This window comes from Bacillus cereus (genome assembly GCF_002561295.1).
GTDB classification, from domain to species: Bacteria; Bacillota; Bacilli; order Bacillales; family Bacillaceae_G; genus Bacillus_A; species Bacillus_A cereus_S.
Window position 1 is genome coordinate 1 of the sequence record NZ_NTUG01000054.1, and the last position, 19,202, is coordinate 19,202.

The following is a 19,202-nucleotide window of genomic DNA, read 5'->3' on the forward strand; positions in this document are numbered from 1 at the left end:
ACATACTTTTATACATCATCGATATCTCTTGTCGAATCGCTAATATATGTTGAGAAACGATCGATATATTGGAAGTTACGCCGATAAAATTTCACTTACCATTCTTACTAGCCTGTTTTACAATATTCCCTAAAAACCTTTAAATCGCTTTCTATGATTGAAATAAGAGAGGCTTATAACAATGACTACGAATAAAAGGGGAAAGGCAATAATCTTTGGGAATGCTTGTAATAGGGAAAGAATGTACAGGGAAAAAGAAAGACAAATACAAAAAAGTAGAAAGAATATATGCGTTTTTTTCATAAAATCCCTCCTCAAAAACGTCTTTATATAGCTTATTCAGTAATGAAAACGTTTAGAATGTGACAAAAATGTGAAAAACGACAAAAAGGGTTGTCATCTGATGTCGAACCATGTAATATAATAGACGTGAACGAATTCACATACAAACATATACCCCTTTGTTTGAACGTGAAAATTTCTCCCATCCCCTTTAATATTTTTATAAGCCGTAAAGAAAAAGACCTGGTGTTTACACCAGGTCTTTTTCTTTTGCAATCCATTTCCAAAAGCGTTCACATTTCACTTCAATCATTCGTACTTTTCTTTTTAGTGATAATTTTTTGAGCTCTCGTTCGATTTCTTGCTGTGGGCAGTCATAGATAAATGCGATTTCTTTAGAAGACATAAATTGCATCGTTTCTAGTAATACTTCCAGCGGTGGTAATGGTTCTGGCTCAATATCGCATTTTACAATTTCTTTTAAGAGTTGTACGTATACATCATACGAATAAATTCCCGCAATCTTAATACCTTCCTCATCTGAATTTGCATGAAAGAATACAAGAGAAGGGATTTCAGTAATGTGCATTTCATTTGTAAATTTTAAATCGCACTGAAATGCTTTTTTTGCGCTAATTGAATGTAGGTCTTTTTTAAATTCTTCGACATCAATGCCGCTTTGTTGTGCACATGTAAGTAGTAATTCCAAATCTGGTTTTGATACATTTTCAAGAAAAATGTATTCTTGAAGTTTCCGCAAAAATTTCGAACCTGCTTTTCGGCCTTGTAATTCAGCTGCTTTAATTGCAATGGAAACTAAATAGGGTGAAGATGAGGCATCTTGCATATGTACCTTTCCATCACATGAAAATCCTTGCAAACTTGTTGTTTTTTCCCACACAAATCGAATATTAGCAGGTTTATTCCATTTGTGTGGGGAGGCGATAGCCCCTTCCACTTTGCCGGTTAATATGTGCCGAATTGAAAAATATTTTCCGTATTCAAGCCATAATTTCATTACGACTGGTTCGATTCCCCAGCAGTCCATGCAAAGTGGATCAATAAACAAATAGGCTTCTACAGACTTATGCTCGCACTTGGAAAGAGAAGGAATGCGCATATGCTTTGCTTCCTGTTTATCCATTACGCTTCACCTGTTTCGTTTGGAGTGTTGACCATATGTTGCGCAGTCAATCTTAAACGTTCAAAAACAAATTCTCGAATTTGCCCGTGTACCCCTGTATCTTCCATCGCTTGCTCCATACATGCTAACCAGGCTTTTGCTCGCTTTGGCGTAATCTCAAAAGGGAGATGACGTGCTCTTAGCATCGGATGACCGTGTTCTTCTGTGTACAAACTTGGTCCACCTAAATATTGCGTAAGAAATTGCTTCTGTTTCCTGGCTGTTTCTGTCAAATCGTCTGGGAAGATGGGAGATAAGTCAGGGTGTTCACTGACATAGGAATAAAACGTATCGACTAATGTTGCAATGATTTGTTCACCGCCAATTGCTTCAAATGGTGTCATCGGTTGCTTGTTCATCCTGTGTAGACTCCTTTTTCCATCAAATGTATATCTATTGTAGCAATGGATTGTCACGAAGAGCAACTAAACAGCTCTTGGACAACCTTTTGCTCATTAAAATAAAGCGGAAGTTTCACTTTACCCCGNNAGCCCGATTGGTGAGGGCTGACCATTAGTGAAAAAAACACTTACTAATGGAAGTTTCACTTTAGCGTTCTTCGTTTTGTTTTGCAAGGAAAAAGCGCTGTACTTTATTTTTCGTATGGCGAACAGGGATATGATAGTTGTTTAATAAATTGAGGAAATGGGCTTTACCAGCTTCCTCCTCTTGTACTTCATATTCAAGTTCATAATCATCGTGATTGTAATAGAAACTATGATCAAATACAAGCGTGCCGCCTTCATAGGTAGTTTCTGCACGCTCTGTTGTTAAGCTTCCCATATAAGCTAAAGTAGAAACAGGGATTTGGAGCTTATATAGTTGATCTAGTACACGTCCGGTAATAAGCGCATTTGTTTTCATCATTTGTTGTGCTTCTTCTTCTGTTACAGGTTGGTGAGTTTCTAGTAATCCAATTTCAGCTGGTTGTTTTAAAGTTAATGTATAAGCGCCGCCTTTATGACGAATACGAAGAGCAGAGCCTGCTTCTTTTAAAGAAAAATGAGGTGTTTCAAAATAATGATTCACTTGTTTTGTAAATGAAGTGACAGAAAAGGTGCTGCATAGTGCTTGGAATTCTTTTTCTGTAACCATATTTTTAAATTCAATTTCAATTTCTTGTGTCATTGTATAGGCTCCTTCTTAAAAGTAATTCTTTAGACATTATCGCTTTTTCACAAATTTGGTTCAATGTTTTATTTGTTTGCGTCTATGTTATGATACAATAATAGTGTGAAGTAAGACAGGAAGTTGATATGGAGGAGTTTGAGCATGCAAAATAAAATTCAAGTTAAGAGCGTAGAAGAAAGAGAAAATGCTCTTATTTTTTGTGCGGAAAATACTGAAATACAAGTGGAGGAGTTAAAGGCGCGTAATCACGTACTTGTAGACTCAGATCATTTATCATTTTTATATATTTTAGAAAACGAATCAGCTTTCATTTATGTAAGCATTCCGCATACATGCTGGGAAGCAATGAACAGTGCAATGAAGAGTGAGAAAGCAATGTTCGTTCGCGTAAACAATACTGAAATTGAGTTAGAGCAATTGAAAGAAGAAGTGGAATATTTAATTGAAAATATTGAAGGGAATGCAAATTACGGAGAAGAACTTGTAACTGCTGTAGAAAAGGTATTTCTATAAGCAAATGGATTGATTTTGGTGGTGGTTTAAATGAATCGTAATTGGGAAGAATTTTTAGCGCCGTACCACCAAGCGGTGGCAGAGCTAAAAGTGAAGTTAAAAGGAATGCGTTCTCAGTTTACAATGTTAACAGAACACTCTCCGATTGAGTTTGTAACCGGCAGGGTAAAATCGGTCGCAAGTATTATTGATAAGGCGGAAAAACGAAATGTACCGCTTGACAGGTTAAAAGAAGAAATGCAGGACATCGCTGGTCTTCGGATGATGTGTCAATTTGTAGATGAGATTAAGCCTGTTGTTGAATACCTTCGAAAACGAAATGACTTTGAAATTGTGGAAGAACGAGATTATGTGACGCAAAAGAAAGATAGTGGTTATCGTTCGTATCACGTTGTCGTTAGTTATCCCGTTCAAACAATCCGCGGTGAGAAAAAAGTATTAGTTGAAATTCAAATTCGGACGTTAGCAATGAATTTTTGGGCAACAATTGAGCATTCTTTAAATTACAAATATAGTGGACGTTTTCCAGAAGATATTAAAGTACGTCTTCAGCGTGCAGCAGAAGCGGCATTTTTATTAGATGAAGAAATGTCTTCGATTCGTCTTGAAATTCAAGAAGCACAAAAGATTTTTTCGCGCAAACAAGAAGCGAAAGAATCCGAATCATAAACTAAAGGGTGTTGGGCGATGAAATTTGCAATTATGTCAAAGGGAGATCAATCATCAAACGCACTTGCAAGTACAATGACAAATTACTTGCAGGATTTTGGATTTACAATGGATGAAGCAAAACCGGACATTGTAATTTCTGTTGGGGGGGATGGGACGCTTTTATATGCGTTTCATCGCTACAATGATCGATTAGCTGAAACAGCATTTGTTGGTGTACATACAGGACATTTAGGTTTCTATGCAGATTGGTTGCCTACTGAAGTGGAAAAACTTGTGATTGCGATTGCGAAAACACCGTTTCAAGTGGTGGAATATCCACTTTTAGAAGTCATTATTCGCTATGTGAATGGAAGTAAAGAATCGCAGTATTTAGCAATGAATGAAGCGACGGTAAAAAGTGCAGAAGGAACATTAGTAACAGAGGTAGAAATTCGCGGAGAATATTTTGAAACGTTTCGTGGAGACGGTCTATGTATCTCTACTCCTTCTGGTAGTACAGCCTATAACAAAGCGCTAGGCGGAGCGATTATTCATCCTTCGATTGAAGCGATTCAAATTGCAGAAATGGCTTCGATTAATAATCGTGTGTTCCGTACAGTCGGTTCACCACTTGTTTTACCGAAGCACCACACATGTGTTTTAAAGCCATCAGCAGGAATGAATTTGCAAATTACGGTCGATCATTTAACGATGGTTCATCAAGACGTAAAATCAATCCAATATCGCGTTGCAAACGAGAAGGTGAGATTCGTTCGTTTTCGTCCATTCCCATTTTGGAAACGTGTTCGCGATTCGTTCGTTGCGGGTGAATAGAGAGGGTTTATGTATTTGAGAAGATTTGCATTAAAATGGTGTGTAACAGAAGCGGAGAAGGGAATGCTCATTCGAGAATTTCTAAAAGCGAAAGGGATTTCTAAAGCTGCTTTGACAGATATAAAGTTTCAAGGCGGGGCAATTGAGGTTAACGGTAAGCATGCGACAGTGCGGCACGTATTACAAGCCGGAGAAGAATTGCAAGTCTTCTTTCCACTTGAGGAAAGAAGTGAAGGAATGCTTGCTGAAAATATTCCTTTGAACGTTGTATATGAAGATGACTCTGTACTCGTAATGAATAAAGCGCCATATATGTCTACGATTCCGTCTAGGGAACATCCAGCTGGAAGTGTTGCAAATGCGCTTTTATATCATTATGATAAGCAACATCTTGCAAGCACAGTGCACATTGTAACACGGCTCGATCGTGATACGTCAGGACTGATGCTAGTTGCGAAAAATCGCTTCATTCACCATCTTTTATCAAAACAGCATCAAGAAAAGCAAGTGCAACGAACATATGAAGCAATCGTTCATGGTGAATTGGTAGAAGAATCGGGAACGATTGATGCGCCGATTGGAAGAAAAAGCGACAGTATTATTGAGCGAACTGTGTGTGAAGATGGTCAAAAAGCAGTTACGCATTTTCAAGTGCTAGAAAGATTTCCTGATAAGACGCGTGTTTCACTACAGTTAGAAACAGGAAGAACACATCAAATTCGTGTACATATGGCATATGTAGGCCATCCGCTATTAGGAGATGACTTATATGGAGGGAGTACGTCCGAAATGAAGCGACAAGCGCTTCATAGTACGAGTTTAACCTTCTATCATCCTATTTTAGAAAAACAGATGACTTTTCATGCGGATGTGCCGAAAGATATGAAAGAAGTATTGAAATAAACCTAAAAAAGTTAGACAGCTTGTAGGGCATGGGCCCGGTATTGTACCGGGATCATGCCCTTTTGTTTTGCCTTAATTCATTTATCCCGTATTCCCCACCTCAAGTTTCACTTTACCCCGCTCTAACGGTCAGTAATCTTTCTTTGCAAGGCAGAAAAAACAAAGAAGCTGAGAAAAAAGTTCGCTGCTGGAAGTTTCACTTTATAACGAATTCTACATGAAATGTTACAACTTCATTTGGAATATTATATTTGTATCAGATTATTAGGAGCATATAATGTTGTTTCACAACTGAAAGGAAATTGAAAAAAAACTGATACTTTTCTCATTAAAATTCAATCTTACTTAAAAAATGAAAGAAAAGTGAAATTTTCCAGAAGGAATTCTTTGCTAAAATAAAGAGCGTAAATATAAAAAAGTGTTGACACATGGAGAAAAATGTATATTTTTCAAGATGTAGTGGGGGAAAAAATGAGATTAGAAAAACAATTAATACAAAAGACATATTATGAAACATTCCTAATGGAGAATGAAGCACATCCACCTCTTCAAGTACTTGGAGAAGCATATGTAAACGAACAAAAAAATGAGATTTCCGATGGATCTTATATTCGTTTTGCACAAGGTGAATTTTATTATCACCATCAAGATTTTGAAACAGCTATTTTTAAATGGGAGAAGGTCAGTAATGAATTAGCACCATGGGCACAAAAAAATATTGCAGATGCTTACTTCGAACTTAACCAACTATCAGTTGCTGAAAATGTTTATACCTCGATTACTACTGATAACAAAATACTTATGACCGAAATTGTGCTGCAATTACTGTCTCTTTACATCGAGCAAAATAATCTTGATTCAGCTTTCGCTGTTATTAAAGAAGCGGTTACTTTAAATCCCGATTATCCAAACGTCACAACAATTGCACGTTCCTTTTATGAAGAACAGCAAGATTTTGACAGTGCAGTAGAGCTTGCTGTGAATGAGTTAATTCGAACAGAATCTTTTTCATGGTTTGAGATTCTAAAAGAATATATCGATAAAGGATTTACTAAAAATACTTCACCAGACTATTTTTATCAAGTATTAGTTACATTAAACAATGTAGATCAAGAACAATTTACGAAAATGGTTTCATCACTTTGGAACAGCTATAAAAATGAACAAAATTACTTATTATGGATCAAAACAATTAATGAATTTTTCTTACATATCGAAATACATTCGTCCGATATATGGGACAACATTTCTTCTCTTTACGAAGAAACGTACTTTGAATTAATTCAAGGTCAATATATGCTCAAACAATTACATGAGATCATTCCAAGCTTTTTAACAAATTGGTTAAAGGTAGCTAATCCGTCTCATTCTGTATTTCCATCTGCGGCAGTATTGGCATGGAATGAGGTTTTCCCGTACAAACTAGATTCAGCCAATATAGAACATGCGGAAAGTCTACTATCATATTCTGTTAATCATGTGGATGGCTTAGAATATAGCTTACATCTTTTTGAATCTATTACACAGTGGGCACAAAAGCATGATTTAGAAATTGGTCATCGATTAAGATGGTTAGTTGGCGAACTTGCAGATTTAAGAACAAATCGCCTTTTAGTAACTGGAACTTCAGGAAACGGAAAAGCCTCATTTATTAACTCTATACTTGGAGAGAATATATTAGAAAACTCAATCTCAAATGTAGTTGTCTTTAAAAATGATGCTCATACAGAAATTAACGCTATAACAGATGCAGCAATTACAACAACTGAGAATTTCTCTGATTTCCATAACATGATGTCCTTGCACCGCCAAACATATAGAGATAGGGCATGTGTTGAATTTAAATTACCATGCAGGTTTTTAAGTGAAAATAAACTTACATTCGTTGTTACACCTAGTTTTAATAGGAATAACGATACTAGAGGTGAAATATTTGAATATTTAAATTCTGTCGATGAATTATTATTCGTATTGAATGCGGATTCACCTTTTACTGACAAAGAACGTGACATTCTATTAAATATTCAAGAGCATACACCAAATCTACAAATTCATTTCTTGTTAAATAAAATCGATAACATTTACAGTGAAGCAGAAGCAAAAAGAGTTATACATGATACGCAAGCGAGAATAAACGCATACTTCCCGCAAGCGAGAATTTTCCCTTACTCTTCGTTATATACAAATAGCCAACAGCTAAACGATTTAACTGAGTTTATTCATTTTAACTCTAACCATAAAAATATCGATGCAGAACGTACTGAAAAGCTATTGTTTTTCATTCGAAAAACAATTACATATCTTTTGGATAAACGCGTTGAGATGGAAAACACCATAGTGGATTCTATTAATTGGAATGAAGACATGGTAGTTAAACTAAATGGTGTTATGAATAACCTTACTGCTTTTGAGAAGGAAAAAATGCATTTCATTACAGAATCATATCGTACAATGAAAAACGAAATTGCGAATGATCTTACAGAACATATTCCGAAACTATTGCAGAATTGTTCTGATTTAATTAGTGAAGAAAGCGATTTTGGGAACATTGATATTGAACTAAATACAGCGATGAACGAAAGAGTTCAAAAATATCTAGCACAAACCGTGTTACCTAATCTTGCTCGCGATATGCAAAATTGGATTGAAACTTCTAATAACGAGTTCCTTCAAAGTCAATCGTACTTAGAAGAAATGAGTGAAGGACTTAATTCTTTATATGGAGAAAATCGAATGCAGTTAGAATGTGACTTTAAAGTGCTTGATGACTGGCGCAGAGATACAGATAGAATGACAACTAGAATACATATGGAAGAAGTAAATATTTTACGTCGATTTACACCAACACAATTTTTACTGAAAGGTGCCGGTAAATTATTTGGAGTTCTTCCTAAAAATAAAGCGATGCTATATAACAAATACAAACAGTATTTAGAAAATGAAGATTATACCGATGTAACGGCTTCTATTGTGAACAAATTTTTCTTGCAGTTTGAGCTATTTGAAAACGCACTAGAGCGTGATATTAGTATCTTCTTTAGAAATCCATTTGGCGCGTTGAAACAAGCCGTAGAAAACACTCATTTAGAAATAAAAGAAAAACAAGATACACTACAGAAAATGAAATCAGATCCTGAAGTTTATCATGATTCTATAACGCTCTTTGAATTGAGATTACGTCAATGTGAAGTAATCCTGAATATAGGTGAGGATCATTCCTATACAGATGTAACTTTAGAAACGAGCATAGAATAAAAGTAAAAAACTCCAAAATCTACAATAAAAGTTGATTTTGGAGTTTTTTTGTTTCCTTCACTGTGTCTAACAATTAGGGTACAGTTTTATTTATTATGTAATCGTTCGAAATTTTTCTGGCACAAACGGCATCGAAGAAGGAACAGAAACAGTTTCCATTTCTGGATATCGAAGTGCTGTTAGCTTCCCACCAAATACAGCTCCTGTATCAATATTTACCGTATGATTGATAAAACGGGGTTCTGTCACAGGGGTATGTCCGTATACAATCCACGCTTCGCCTTCATAATCTTTTGCCCAGTCACGGCGAACAGGAGAACCATCAGGATGCTTTTCGCCAGTAATATCACCATATAATACGAAAGTTTGAACCTTTTTATCCGTTCTTCCGATATAATCTTGGCGAATACCAGCATGGCAAACGATCAATTTTTTGTTATCAAGAACGTGATAGAGCGGTGCCTGCTCGTAAAGATCAATAAACTTTTTCTGCACCATTTTTTGTTCGCGAGTTTTTAACGCTTCATATTCAGCAACAGTTGTTTCTAATCCGTGTGCGATCGTTACATTACGCCCGATGAAAAATCGGTACAATTTATTACAGTGATTTCCAGGTGCATAATAAGCTACTTTTTTATTCATCACAAGCTCCCATACAATTTCAATCATCCGTAGTGATGCTGGACCACGGTCAGTAATGTCTCCAACAAAAGCAAGCTGCCTCTTCTCTGGGTGGATAGGGAGACCGCTATCCCAGTTATAACCGAGCTGCTTTGTTAACGCTTGAAACTCTTCTAAACAGCCGTGAATATCCCCGATAATGTCGTATTTCATATTGTAACCCTCATTTCGAGTTTTTTCTTAGTATACCGAAAGTGGATATAGAAAAAACCATATCCAAGTGGATACGGTTTAATCAAACATAAATGTTTTCGTTCGTGATCGTACGTTCAGTATGAAGCCAATGGCAATCATATAGGTTAGTAAGGAACTACCTCCATAACTCATAAGAGGAAGCGTAATCCCTGTAATCGGAAGCAATCCAATTGTCATCCCGATATTTTGGAATACTTGGAATGTAAACATTCCGATTGTTCCTGCACATAAATAGCTACCGAAAGGATCATTGCTTTCTAAAGCAATATGAATCATTCGATAAATAAGAAGGAAGTAAAGTGAAATAACGACACTCGCTCCTAAAAACCCGAATTGCTCGGCAATGTTTGTAAAAATAAAATCGGTATGCGGTTCTGGGAAGTATACTTGACCATTCTCCCACCCCTTACCACGCAATTCACCTGATCCAGTTGCTAACACAGATTGCCTCAACTGATATCCTTGCGTTTCGTATTCATAAGGTGCTAGCCAGCCGTAGAAACGATCTAATTGATATTCTTTTAGAATATGCTCTTTAAAGAATGCTGTATGCTCAAAATAAATATACGTTAGCGTAGCAGCAGATGTTATAGCCATGCCAGCTAAACCGAAAATAAAGCGCCAGCGTACACCTGAAACTAAAATCATTGCTGCAATCATTGCTGAAATAACCATTGTATTTCCTAAATCAGGTTCTTTCGCAATTAAAAGTAGCGGTGGTAAACTCGCACCGAATATTTTCCCGAGTAAAATTACATCCTCGCGTGGAGAGCGAAACGGATATTTTTCATTATGATTGACGATAATGCGGCCAATAACAATGATTAAAAATAATTTCATAATCTCGGAAGGTTGGAAGTTACCAAGACCTGGCACACTATACCAAGCAGTAGCACCTTTAATTGTTACAGCACCAGGAACTTTAAATTCAAGTCCAAGAAGTAAAACCATCGCAAATCCATATAAATACCAAGCAATCTGCTTATATCGGTCAAAATCAATAACCATAATCGCAACAACTGCGATGGCCCCAATGACATACCATTGAATTTGTTTTGCTACAAAGTTTACTTTTTGTAGAGCTGGTGGTAAAGATGGTTGAGCACTTGCAATGGCAAAACAACTAACAATTGCAATTGCGAGTACAATCAGGATCAATATATAATCTATTCGATATTGGGAATTCTTATCTTTCACCGTACGTAGTCCTTTCTATTACTCTTTGTGAAATGAAAAAAAGACGCTATTACCATATTAGCGGATTTTGGGCTGTTTGCAAATATGTTGTTTTGATTTTAGTTGTGTGATGTTAGATTCTATCACTATAAATAAAACCAAAAACCTTTCTTTTTTAGTGGGGAGAGAGGATCCGTCCATGGATAGAAGCGGTCAGAGCCTTTTTCGCCCCATGCCATGTTTAAAAAAGGGAGAAAGTAAGAGCGGGACCCTTTGGGTTTTCATAGCAGCAATTTAGATAGGGAAACCGGAAAATTCCTCATATCTGAAATTTATGTAGTAAGTACATGTAGCATAAGAAAGATAGAGATTATACCATTAGCAGGAAAGCGAAAGAGCAAAAGAGAAGTAAAGAACCAGTCTAATAATTTTGTTTTGCCTTATTTTGAATTTGTGATATGATATAGATATATTACCAGGTACTAATAACTGATGTTATTTAATAAATTTAGGGGGATAAATAAATGAATCTTCTCAACTTAAAAGGAAAAAACATTATTGTCATGGGAGTTGCAAACCAACGAAGTATTGCTTGGGGTATCGCTCGTTCATTACACGAAGCAGGAGCAAACTTAATTTTCACATATGCAGGTGAGCGTCTAGAAAAAAACGTACGCGATCTAGCGGAATCATTAGAAGGACAACAATCACTTGTTTTACCATGTGATGTAACAAATGATGAAGATATCGCACGTTGCTTCCAATCGATTAAAGAAGAAGTTGGAGTTGTTCACGGATTAGCACACTGCATCGCATTCGCAAACCGTGATGACTTAAAAGGTGAGTTCGTTGATACATCTCGCGACGGATTCTTACTAGCACAAAACATTAGCTCATTCTCATTAACAGCTGTAGCAAGAGCGGCTAAGCCATTAATGACAGAAGGCGGAAGCATCGTTACATTAACATACCTTGGCGGCGAGCGCGTTGTATCAAACTACAACGTAATGGGTGTTGCAAAAGCATCACTAGACGCAAGCGTAAGATACTTAGCAAATGACTTAGGACAACACAACATTCGCGTAAACTCTGTATCAGCAGGACCAATCCGTACACTATCAGCAAAAGGTGTTGGCGACTTCAACAGCATCTTAAAACAAATCGAAGAACGCGCACCACTTCGTCGTAACGTAACACAAGAAGAAGTTGGTAACACAGCGTTATTCTTATTCAGTGACTTAGCAAGCGGTGTTACTGGTGAGAACATTCATGTGGATTCTGGGTATCATATTTTAGGGTAACTTATAATAGAAAATCGAATGGGAAAGGCACTTATCTGTAAAAAGATAAGTGCCTTTTTTATTTATTTTTTATTTTTAAAGATTCCTTCTAACTTAGATAGTGCTTGAAGGCCTTGGGTAGATAGAATGTCTTTTTGAGGATTTTTTTCAATATCAGTGGAGTTTTGTTTGATAAGAAGATTTTTTAATGCATGTATTTGTTTTTCAGCGAGAGAGGAAGGGCTATTTACGTTGTTTTGCGGGGAAGTAGTGAAAATACTAGTTAGTACTCTTGTGATATTTTGCAAGGGCAATATAGTAGTAAATGCAGTCAACAAGTTTGAGGAGACATTAGGAGTAGTGACTCTACCTAAAATTGCGGATACATGTTGGGAAAGTATATGTTGGATTTTTGAAGATATAGAGTTAGATGGCTTCAAAGTGTCTTGCGTTTCTGATGTTTCTTGTGATGTATAGGAAGAAACGGCTTCTTTTATTTTCTCAGCAGTTATTTTGTCTTTTGGAAGATTGATTCCTCCTAGTTCAGCAACTTGAATCAAGGTATCAAGTCCTTCTGGCTTATCTAAAATAGAAAGCAGTAGTTCATTAGGGTCTTGCTTTTGAATCGCTTCTAGTTGTTCTACATTAAGATTTTTTCTGGAAGTATCCACCCCCATCAAGTTGGATAATTTTAATAACAAATCTAATCCACCAGGTTTATTCAAAATAGTGAGTAATAATTCATTGGAATTTTTATTTTTCATAAATGTAATATCTCCAATCTTAACTGTTTTCTTCATCGGAAGAAAGAGGTTGAATTTGTTTTAATAGATCAATCGATTTTTGTAGCTGCGTTAATTGAGCAAGTGCTTCGTCTTGATTCATACCGAATATTTGTGTGAGTTGTAATAAGTTTCTTACTCCAGATGAATCTTTTAGAATGAGCTGTAACATTTGTTCTTGCGTTAAGTTTACGGAAGGGAGATCGCCACTACTAGATGTATTCAAAATGTCAAAGCCTGTTGAGTGAAGGAAACTAATCATTTTTTGTAATACGACGGGATTATTTAAAATGAGTTCCTTTAATTGATCAGTATCCATTGCAGCGACTTTTTCTAATTGTTTTGTATCAAAGTTATCCGTAGCGGGGTCTGCTCCGGCTAACTTCATAACTTCTAATATGATGTTTTTTCCATCTGGTGAATTGAGCAAAGAGAGTATTAATTCGTTTTGGTCAAAACCTTTTGGATTCTGTTCTTGAGTCATACTTATCTCCTCCTAACGGAATGTAAAATATTATAGGGAGCATACACGCTGTAAAAACAATATAGGGTTACTATATTAGTAAATGCATATGACTTGAAAATGGAAATGGTTATTTGCTTTTGTTTTGTGAAAAAAATAAAAATAGGCATGGTTGTAAACATGTTTTTCATGTGCAGATAGAGAGGGTTACGTATTACATACAGTGATTGTGATTGGAGTGCATTGTGTGTAATAAAAGAAAGTTTAGGTTTTTGAAAGAAGAATGAGTAATCTATAAAAATGGACGTATATAATAGGACGCTTGTCCGTTACAAATTATGCTTGACAAGCATGTAATATAGTAGAGTAAACATGATGGGGGGGATTTAAATGCTTGCAGCGATATTTGCTGTTTTAACAGGGCTTCTAGATAGTCTGGTAAGTTTAATTACAAACTTTGTAGATGCGGTTGGAGATGTATTGGATATAATTTTTGCTCCTGCTCCTGCTCCTGCTCCATAGTCTACAAATAAAGAAAGAGAAGCTAGCTCAGTACAAAATACTATCCTAATAATTAGGATAGTATTTTTTATGAAAAATAAACGATATTAAATTGATTGATTCTATTCATATCCTCTGTATATAAATAAAAAAAGCAATATCTAGAGAATTTTCTAGATATTGCTTTGTATTTCAGCATGATTAATCACAGCATAATTTAGCAACTGATAGAGAAAGCGCGATTTCGATAGAAATTAAACCAGTTGTACGGAAGTATACGCGGTCGCCTGGCTCTAGGCAAACTGTATCTTGGAATTTGTCTAATAGAGTGACTCCTAAGATTAGCCCTGTTTCATGAATGATGGAAGAACCATCACATCTTTCAACAACTAACTGTAAACCAATTGGACTTAAGATTTCGATACCCACGCCAACGAATGAGCCAATTAAATATTTGCCACACTCTTCAACGCGGATAACACCTCTACTAGGAACAGAGATTCCACTTCCAGATTTTGCAACTGTATCTAGAGGTACGATTGAACCTCCACTAAGATTTAAGCTTGCAGAGATTAAACTTGCAAGGTGAGCAGCTGCTCCATCACAACATTTTCCTTTTGGTAAGCAATCGTCACAGCATCTTTTACAATTACTTTTGCAGTTTCCTGTGCATGAGCATGCGTGAGTACTAGGTGCATGAGTTGGAGCACTAGATGTTGTTGGACATGGACATGCGAACGCGAAATTATTAAAATTTGACATTTTCTTTCACCCCTTTATTTTTGGTCTAATATAGTAAATGCAATTGGGGCACCATTGGAAATAGGACGAATGTGTATTTTTAAGAGAAAACAAGCAATTGTGATAGTAACCTATTAAGAAATGGGACTTTTATAAGAGGTTGGGTAATTTTACTAGAGTAACAGAATGTGTGATAGATTTTTAATAAATCATTGTGATTTGTGCAAAGGTCCCTTTATTTTTTGTTCTTAAGATTCTTTAGTGCAAGAGCTAGAGAGGTACTGTTTGTCTGTTTACGAATTTTCTCAAACATGAAGCAATCCAAATTCACATGCAAGTTCTTATGTTTTATGAATATACATTTATAAGGAAAAGGCTTCATGTATAGGAGGAAGTGAGGATGACATCAAAAAAGAAGAAGGATATGAAGGACCATCCACTATTGTATGTTGCGAAGCACAACTTTCAGGATGATTGGAATATACAAAAAACATTTATTATAAAGCCAAAAAAAAAAATAAACAACGAGTATGAGGAGGGTGTTCCTAATCAACAAAATGATACACCTGATCTTATAAAGGAATTACAAAGTGCAGAAAAAGCAGAAGCTACTGAAGAAGATAGTCAAAAGGAAGTTCAGTTAGAGGATGAGGGTTCTGATGTAATGCAGGAAGAAATCGAGAAGGAAGTTCAGTTAGATGATGAGGGTTCTGATGTAATGCAGGAAGAAGTCGAGAAGGAAGTAACATTAGATGCTGAGGAGCCTGAGGTAATACAGGAAGAGGTTGAGAATTTTAAGGAAACACGGGAAGTTGCAGAAATACAAGAACAGTTAGAAACGAGTAAAGAGGCTGTACAGTTGGAAGATGATGTTGAAGAGGGTGGAACAACTCCTATTAGTGAAAATTGGCGAAAAAAATCATTTAAGGAAATGAATCATACAGAAAAGATATATTTTTTGCTGCAGCGTCCTCATTATATTAAAAGTATTAAATGTAAAATTCAAACAGAGAAGGAATCTTTTGTGGGATATGTTCTTTCATATGAAGATGGATATGTAAAAATCAAAATAACGAATCGTACAATGTCAACGGAAGTTACAGTGAAGTTTGAAGATATTGTATCTATTCGTATGGTTGGGTTTTAAACATAGGAAAGGTGGTAGAATCATCTACCACCTCATAGTTTTTAGTTTTACAAAATTTAAACGCCGCGAACGTGAGCGTCACGTAAACATTGAACTGCGCAGAAGCAATCTAAATCAACAGTAATGCAGAATTGAGAAGCTTTTAAGCAAAATTGTAATACGCTGTCGCCACCAGGTCTTGTAACACCGTTTGAATATTGGCAAATCAATAATCTTGATACGACATCGATTAGATCACCTGTACCAAGGGCTGGAACAATGCTACTTGCTAATAAATCTCTATCAGCTTCACTCAAAGAAGCAACATCTGGTACGAGTGAGCGCAATACAGCACAATGACAGTCTACACTTTCAACTCGTAAAAATGGAGAAGGAAGAGGAACATGTAAGCCAACGTCTGTTGTAGTCGGGATAGAGAAACAGCTCGCAGGTATAAATAGTTCTCCTTTTTTCGTAAATAATGCAAACGGACGAGTGTTTGCAAGTTGTGCATTGCAATTTGCACCTAGAAAAGGTGTTTCACATCCAGTAGGACAATTCTCTGTAATAGAATCTTGTAGTTCGTCGATGAACTTGATAACATCGGCTACACAATTTGAATCATGCCATTTATGTCTTTCATCGTTACAACTCATGAATTTCACTCCTTATATTTAGTTTTCATTTACATTATTAGAGTATTGAAATAGGAGCAAATCGGTTACGGTTCTTAGCATGGTTTTTTTGAAGGATGAGCCTTTATTTGTCCGAGTAAGAGAGAGGAATGCTCTATGCTTTGAGATAAGGGGATGGAGGAAATGTTCTTTAATAGCTGGCTTTTATTTTTTATTTTTTCGTTAGCTGTGTTTCGGTTTACGCGTCTCATTGTATACGATAAAATTACAAGCTTTATACGGGCCCCATTTATTGAAGAATTACAAATTCAAGAACAAGATGGAACGATGTCTACGTATATGAAGGTGAAAGGGACTGGACTTCAAAAGTGGATTGGGGAATTGCTTAGTTGTTACTGGTGTACAGGTGTATGGATCAGTGCGTTTTTACTTCTTTGTTATTACTGGATTCCAAAAGTTACAGAACCTGTTTTATTATTACTAGCTATCGCCGGAGCAGCGGCTATTATTGAAACGATAATTGGACGTTTTACGGAGGAATGAAGACAGCGGTTTGCCATTGATTAATTGAAGAATTCAAGTTTGATATATAAAAATAGGTGAACGGAAGAAAAAGGTTGTTCATATAGTGAATAGATAGAACTGTACAGCAGAGGAGATGTTTGCTATGAGAAATGGTTCACAGCAAAATCCATATAATATGCAACAATGGTATCACATGCAACAGCAACACATATATCAACAACAAGCACAGCAATTACAGCAGCAAGGATTTGTAAAGAAAAAAGGTTGTAACTGTGGCGGTAAGAAAAAGAACGTTTCTGATCAGCAAAATGAAGGATGAAAAAACACTCATGTTATCGTGAGTGTTTTTTATTTTGATGTAAATATTTAGGGAGAAAAGGATGAACATATTTTTGCTATATTTATGAGCTGCACATGATACATACCCTAGAGAATTTTATTTTTCTTAACATATGATGTGATTGAATGAGGGGGATGAACATGAAGGAGGAAATTACGATTAGCTTATGTATGATTGTTAGAGATGAAGAACAAACGATTGTGAGATGTTTGGAATCTTTACGTGATATTGTTGATGAAATCGTAATTGTTGATACTGGATCGATTGATCGTACAAGAGAAATTGTGAAACAGTTTCAAGCGAAAGTATATGATTTTCAGTGGATTGATAACTTTGCAGCAGCTCGAAATTTTTCTTTTTCTAAAGCGACGAAAGATTATATTTTATGGCTGGATGCAGATGATGTCTTTTCAATAGAGGATAAGGAGAAATTTATTGTACTGAAAAAGGGAATGAACGGTGATCTTGATGCGGTCTCTATGCTGTATCACCTTGCGATGGATTCAAGTGGTAATCCATCATTTAGTTCAAGGAGAAACCGCCTTGTAAAACGTGAAAAGGAGTTTAAATGGATTGGTAGGGTGCATGAGTATTTAGAAGTGCATGGGAATATTTTGAAAAGTGATATCGCAATTACGCATAGAAAAGAAAAGCAATCAACGAATCGTAATTTGAAAATTTATGAAGCAACAGTTGAAGCAGGAGAGGAACTTACGCCAAGAGACGTGTTTTATTATGGAAATGAATGTGTGGATCATGAGCGATATGAAGAGGCAATTCCTTTATATATAAAGTTTTTAGAGGAGGGAAAAGGGTGGAAAGAAGATAATATTTACGCATGTGAAAAGTTAGGAGAATGTTATAGTAAACTCAAAAAATGGGATAGGGCATTGCAAGCATGTGTTAGGTCTTTCCAATACGATATTCCAAGAGGGGAAGTTTGTACAAGGTTAGGGAATATATTTATGGAACAAGGAAGATACAGTGAAGCAATTTATTGGTTTCGCACAGCAACGGAAGTGCCGCTGCCTACTGACGCTCCGTTTCAAAATAAAGCGAGTTATACGTGGGTTCCATATTTACAAATGTGTGTCTGTTATAGTAGATTAGGCGATCAAGAGAAGGGGGTTTATTATAATGAATTAGCCGCTAAGTATGTTCCAGATCTTCCAGCAATCACATATAACCGCCGATATTTTGCAGATATATTGAAAAATGACTGTTCATAAACAGCAGAATGAACTTAGCAGTTTGAAACAGAAGCATCACGCAAACATTGAATGCCACAAAAACAATGTAAATCCACTGTTACACAAGACGAAGTTGCACGTAATTCAGCTTGTGGAGTTGTTAGGTAAGTGCAGACAGGGTCTGTAGTGGGGTTCGGTTCTCCATTTGTAAAAACGATTAATGCTCGGAGGACGGCGCAGCAATCTTCATCTACACTTTCTACACGAAAAATAGGAGAGCGACAATTCGAAGTTGTGGAAGGGATATATGCTTCGAATGGTTTTCCAGATTTAGTGAATAAAATAAATGGGCGAGTGTTTGCGAGTACTACTTTACAACTTGGACCAAGGAGTGGCAGGTCATAATCAGATGAGTAATTTGCAGATGTACATTCTTGTAATTCATGTATGAATTGAACGACGTTACATACACAATTGTCATTAAAGTATGTACCATGCTCATCGTTGCAATTGCAGCTCATATGATTCACCCCGTATTCTGAAGTTTATACTATATAGAGTATGAGTCGATAAGAGTCGATATTACGGAGACAAAGCTGATTTCTATATAAATATAAGTTAAAAAACGGACATAAGACGATTCTTTTAGGGGAGGGGGAATCTAGCCATGCATAGGAGTAGTCAATTTTTTTGGTCCTATGCTAAGTGAAAAAAAGAAAGAAAATAAGTAGCGGTTACCATTCGTCCTTCATAGCATGGGAGTATGTAAGGAAGATACGAAAAAATCAGCACAAGTTATGAACTGCACCCCAATT

At 36.2% G+C, this 19,202-nt stretch carries 21 protein-coding genes; 11 read left to right on the forward strand and 10 right to left on the reverse strand.

From position 1 onward, the window contains the following. Window positions 1-532: 532 nt before the first annotated feature. From CN373_RS23515 to CN373_RS23525, 3 genes are all read right to left on the reverse strand, one after another. A complete protein-coding gene (locus CN373_RS23515) occupies window positions 533-1,426 on the reverse strand; it encodes a ClpXP adapter SpxH family protein (protein WP_098360292.1) in 894 nt (297 codons plus the stop codon). Continuing rightward, window positions 1,426-1,824: a hypothetical protein gene (locus CN373_RS23520; RefSeq protein ID WP_001041523.1), complete on the reverse strand. Its 399-nt coding sequence runs from the start codon at window positions 1,822-1,824 to the stop codon at window positions 1,426-1,428. Before CN373_RS23520 ends, CN373_RS23515 begins: the two co-directional genes overlap by 1 nt. Window positions 1,825-2,014: 190 nt before the next feature. Then, window positions 2,015-2,593, reverse strand: a complete 579-nt coding sequence (locus tag CN373_RS23525) for a CYTH domain-containing protein (protein ID WP_098360293.1) — start codon at window positions 2,591-2,593, stop codon at window positions 2,015-2,017. Window positions 2,594-2,737: 144 nt separating this feature from the next. On the opposite strand from CN373_RS23525, the gene CN373_RS23530 reads away from it, so the two are divergent. The 5 genes from CN373_RS23530 (at window position 2,738) to CN373_RS23550 (ending at window position 8,752) form a co-directional block, all read left to right on the forward strand. Beyond that, a complete protein-coding gene (locus CN373_RS23530; protein WP_001179995.1) occupies window positions 2,738-3,109 on the forward strand; it encodes a hypothetical protein in 372 nt (123 codons plus the stop codon). A 30-nt stretch (window positions 3,110-3,139) separates the two neighbouring features. Then, the gene (locus CN373_RS23535) at window positions 3,140-3,778 is read left to right on the forward strand and encodes a GTP pyrophosphokinase (protein WP_001081479.1); all 639 of its coding nucleotides are present in this window, start codon (window positions 3,140-3,142) and stop codon (window positions 3,776-3,778) included. Window positions 3,779-3,796: 18 nt separating this feature from the next. Next, entirely contained in the window at window positions 3,797-4,594 is a 798-nt protein-coding gene (locus CN373_RS23540) for an NAD kinase (RefSeq protein WP_000666529.1), read from the forward strand. A 15-nt stretch (window positions 4,595-4,609) separates the two neighbouring features. Continuing rightward, on the forward strand, window positions 4,610-5,497 hold the full coding sequence (locus tag CN373_RS23545) for an RluA family pseudouridine synthase (protein WP_098360297.1): 888 nt from the start codon (window positions 4,610-4,612) through the stop codon (window positions 5,495-5,497). Window positions 5,498-5,968: 471 nt separating this feature from the next. Continuing rightward, window positions 5,969-8,752: a dynamin family protein gene (locus tag CN373_RS23550; RefSeq protein ID WP_098360298.1), complete on the forward strand. Its 2,784-nt coding sequence runs from the start codon at window positions 5,969-5,971 to the stop codon at window positions 8,750-8,752. Between the two features lie 93 nt (window positions 8,753-8,845). Here the strand turns inward: CN373_RS23550 and prpE are convergent, their stop codons facing one another. After that, on the reverse strand, window positions 8,846-9,586 hold the full coding sequence (gene prpE, locus CN373_RS23555) for a bis(5'-nucleosyl)-tetraphosphatase PrpE (protein ID WP_098360294.1): 741 nt from the start codon (window positions 9,584-9,586) through the stop codon (window positions 8,846-8,848). Window positions 9,587-9,664: 78 nt separating this feature from the next. Further along, window positions 9,665-10,825 (reverse strand): FtsW/RodA/SpoVE family cell cycle protein, encoded by a 1,161-nt coding sequence (locus CN373_RS23560; RefSeq protein WP_000653381.1) that lies wholly within the window; start codon window positions 10,823-10,825, stop codon window positions 9,665-9,667. Between the two features lie 503 nt (window positions 10,826-11,328). Here CN373_RS23560 and fabI point away from each other — a divergent pair. Continuing rightward, complete coding sequence (gene fabI / locus CN373_RS23565; protein WP_001050746.1) at window positions 11,329-12,105, forward strand: enoyl-ACP reductase FabI; 777 nt, start codon at window positions 11,329-11,331, stop codon at window positions 12,103-12,105. A gap of 62 nt (window positions 12,106-12,167) precedes the next feature. Here the strand turns inward: fabI and CN373_RS23570 are convergent, their stop codons facing one another. Continuing rightward, a complete protein-coding gene (locus CN373_RS23570) occupies window positions 12,168-12,848 on the reverse strand; it encodes a hypothetical protein (protein WP_098360295.1) in 681 nt (226 codons plus the stop codon). A 19-nt stretch (window positions 12,849-12,867) separates the two neighbouring features. Beyond that, entirely contained in the window at window positions 12,868-13,350 is a 483-nt protein-coding gene (locus tag CN373_RS23575) for a hypothetical protein (protein ID WP_000191299.1), read from the reverse strand. 369 nt (window positions 13,351-13,719) lie between these two features. Here CN373_RS23575 and CN373_RS26085 point away from each other — a divergent pair, with 369 nt between their 5' ends. Further along, a complete protein-coding gene (locus CN373_RS26085; RefSeq protein WP_002056042.1) occupies window positions 13,720-13,851 on the forward strand; it encodes a hypothetical protein in 132 nt (43 codons plus the stop codon). Between the two features lie 180 nt (window positions 13,852-14,031). Here the strand turns inward: CN373_RS26085 and CN373_RS23580 are convergent, their stop codons facing one another. Further along, window positions 14,032-14,592 carry a hypothetical protein gene (locus CN373_RS23580; RefSeq protein ID WP_000064540.1) on the reverse strand — a complete coding sequence of 187 codons (561 nt, stop codon included), beginning with the start codon at window positions 14,590-14,592 and terminating at the stop codon, window positions 14,032-14,034. A gap of 379 nt (window positions 14,593-14,971) precedes the next feature. On the opposite strand from CN373_RS23580, the gene CN373_RS23585 reads away from it, so the two are divergent. Further along, window positions 14,972-15,718 (forward strand): CotO family spore coat protein, encoded by a 747-nt coding sequence (locus CN373_RS23585; protein WP_098360296.1) that lies wholly within the window; start codon window positions 14,972-14,974, stop codon window positions 15,716-15,718. A 56-nt stretch (window positions 15,719-15,774) separates the two neighbouring features. Here the strand turns inward: CN373_RS23585 and CN373_RS23590 are convergent, their stop codons facing one another. After that, complete coding sequence (locus CN373_RS23590) at window positions 15,775-16,353, reverse strand: CotY/CotZ family spore coat protein (RefSeq protein ID WP_001277724.1); 579 nt, start codon at window positions 16,351-16,353, stop codon at window positions 15,775-15,777. Between the two features lie 162 nt (window positions 16,354-16,515). Between CN373_RS23590 and CN373_RS23595 the strand changes: the two genes are divergently transcribed. The 3 genes from CN373_RS23595 (at window position 16,516) to CN373_RS23605 (ending at window position 18,426) form a co-directional block, all read left to right on the forward strand. After that, the gene (locus tag CN373_RS23595) at window positions 16,516-16,875 is read left to right on the forward strand and encodes a DUF1360 domain-containing protein (RefSeq protein WP_000465911.1); all 360 of its coding nucleotides are present in this window, start codon (window positions 16,516-16,518) and stop codon (window positions 16,873-16,875) included. A 124-nt stretch (window positions 16,876-16,999) separates the two neighbouring features. After that, window positions 17,000-17,176: a hypothetical protein gene (locus CN373_RS23600; protein WP_001243985.1), complete on the forward strand. Its 177-nt coding sequence runs from the start codon at window positions 17,000-17,002 to the stop codon at window positions 17,174-17,176. A 155-nt stretch (window positions 17,177-17,331) separates the two neighbouring features. Next, on the forward strand, window positions 17,332-18,426 hold the full coding sequence (locus CN373_RS23605) for a glycosyltransferase (RefSeq protein WP_033664024.1): 1,095 nt from the start codon (window positions 17,332-17,334) through the stop codon (window positions 18,424-18,426). Window positions 18,427-18,440: 14 nt separating this feature from the next. On the opposite strand, the gene CN373_RS23610 is transcribed toward CN373_RS23605, so the two are convergent. Then, window positions 18,441-18,908, reverse strand: a complete 468-nt coding sequence (locus CN373_RS23610; protein ID WP_033664023.1) for a CotY/CotZ family spore coat protein — start codon at window positions 18,906-18,908, stop codon at window positions 18,441-18,443. Between the last annotated feature and the right edge of the window lie 294 nt (window positions 18,909-19,202).

Bases quoted from the DNA above. Each gene is read 5' to 3' on its own strand.
- CN373_RS23515 (WP_098360292.1), bottom strand. From the start codon at position 1,426: ATGGATAAACAGGAAGCAAAGCATATGCGCATTCCTTCTCTTTCCAAG.
- CN373_RS23520 (WP_001041523.1), bottom strand. From the start codon at position 1,824: ATGAACAAGCAACCGATGACACCATTTGAAGCAATTGGCGGTGAACAA.
- CN373_RS23525 (WP_098360293.1), bottom strand. From the start codon at position 2,593: ATGACACAAGAAATTGAAATTGAATTTAAAAATATGGTTACAGAAAAA.
- CN373_RS23530 (WP_001179995.1), top strand. From the start codon at position 2,738: ATGCAAAATAAAATTCAAGTTAAGAGCGTAGAAGAAAGAGAAAATGCT.
- CN373_RS23535 (WP_001081479.1), top strand. From the start codon at position 3,140: ATGAATCGTAATTGGGAAGAATTTTTAGCGCCGTACCACCAAGCGGTG.
- CN373_RS23540 (WP_000666529.1), top strand. From the start codon at position 3,797: ATGAAATTTGCAATTATGTCAAAGGGAGATCAATCATCAAACGCACTT.
- CN373_RS23550 (WP_098360298.1), top strand. From the start codon at position 5,969: ATGAGATTAGAAAAACAATTAATACAAAAGACATATTATGAAACATTC.
- prpE (WP_098360294.1), bottom strand. From the start codon at position 9,586: ATGAAATACGACATTATCGGGGATATTCACGGCTGTTTAGAAGAGTTT.
- fabI (WP_001050746.1), top strand. From the start codon at position 11,329: ATGAATCTTCTCAACTTAAAAGGAAAAAACATTATTGTCATGGGAGTT.
- CN373_RS23570 (WP_098360295.1), bottom strand. From the start codon at position 12,848: ATGAAAAATAAAAATTCCAATGAATTATTACTCACTATTTTGAATAAA.
- CN373_RS23575 (WP_000191299.1), bottom strand. From the start codon at position 13,350: ATGACTCAAGAACAGAATCCAAAAGGTTTTGACCAAAACGAATTAATA.
- CN373_RS26085 (WP_002056042.1), top strand. From the start codon at position 13,720: ATGCTTGCAGCGATATTTGCTGTTTTAACAGGGCTTCTAGATAGTCTG.
- CN373_RS23580 (WP_000064540.1), bottom strand. From the start codon at position 14,592: ATGTCAAATTTTAATAATTTCGCGTTCGCATGTCCATGTCCAACAACA.
- CN373_RS23585 (WP_098360296.1), top strand. From the start codon at position 14,972: ATGACATCAAAAAAGAAGAAGGATATGAAGGACCATCCACTATTGTAT.
- CN373_RS23590 (WP_001277724.1), bottom strand. From the start codon at position 16,353: ATGAGTTGTAACGATGAAAGACATAAATGGCATGATTCAAATTGTGTA.
- CN373_RS23595 (WP_000465911.1), top strand. From the start codon at position 16,516: ATGTTCTTTAATAGCTGGCTTTTATTTTTTATTTTTTCGTTAGCTGTG.
- CN373_RS23600 (WP_001243985.1), top strand. From the start codon at position 17,000: ATGAGAAATGGTTCACAGCAAAATCCATATAATATGCAACAATGGTAT.
- CN373_RS23605 (WP_033664024.1), top strand. From the start codon at position 17,332: ATGAACATGAAGGAGGAAATTACGATTAGCTTATGTATGATTGTTAGA.
- CN373_RS23610 (WP_033664023.1), bottom strand. From the start codon at position 18,908: ATGAGCTGCAATTGCAACGATGAGCATGGTACATACTTTAATGACAAT.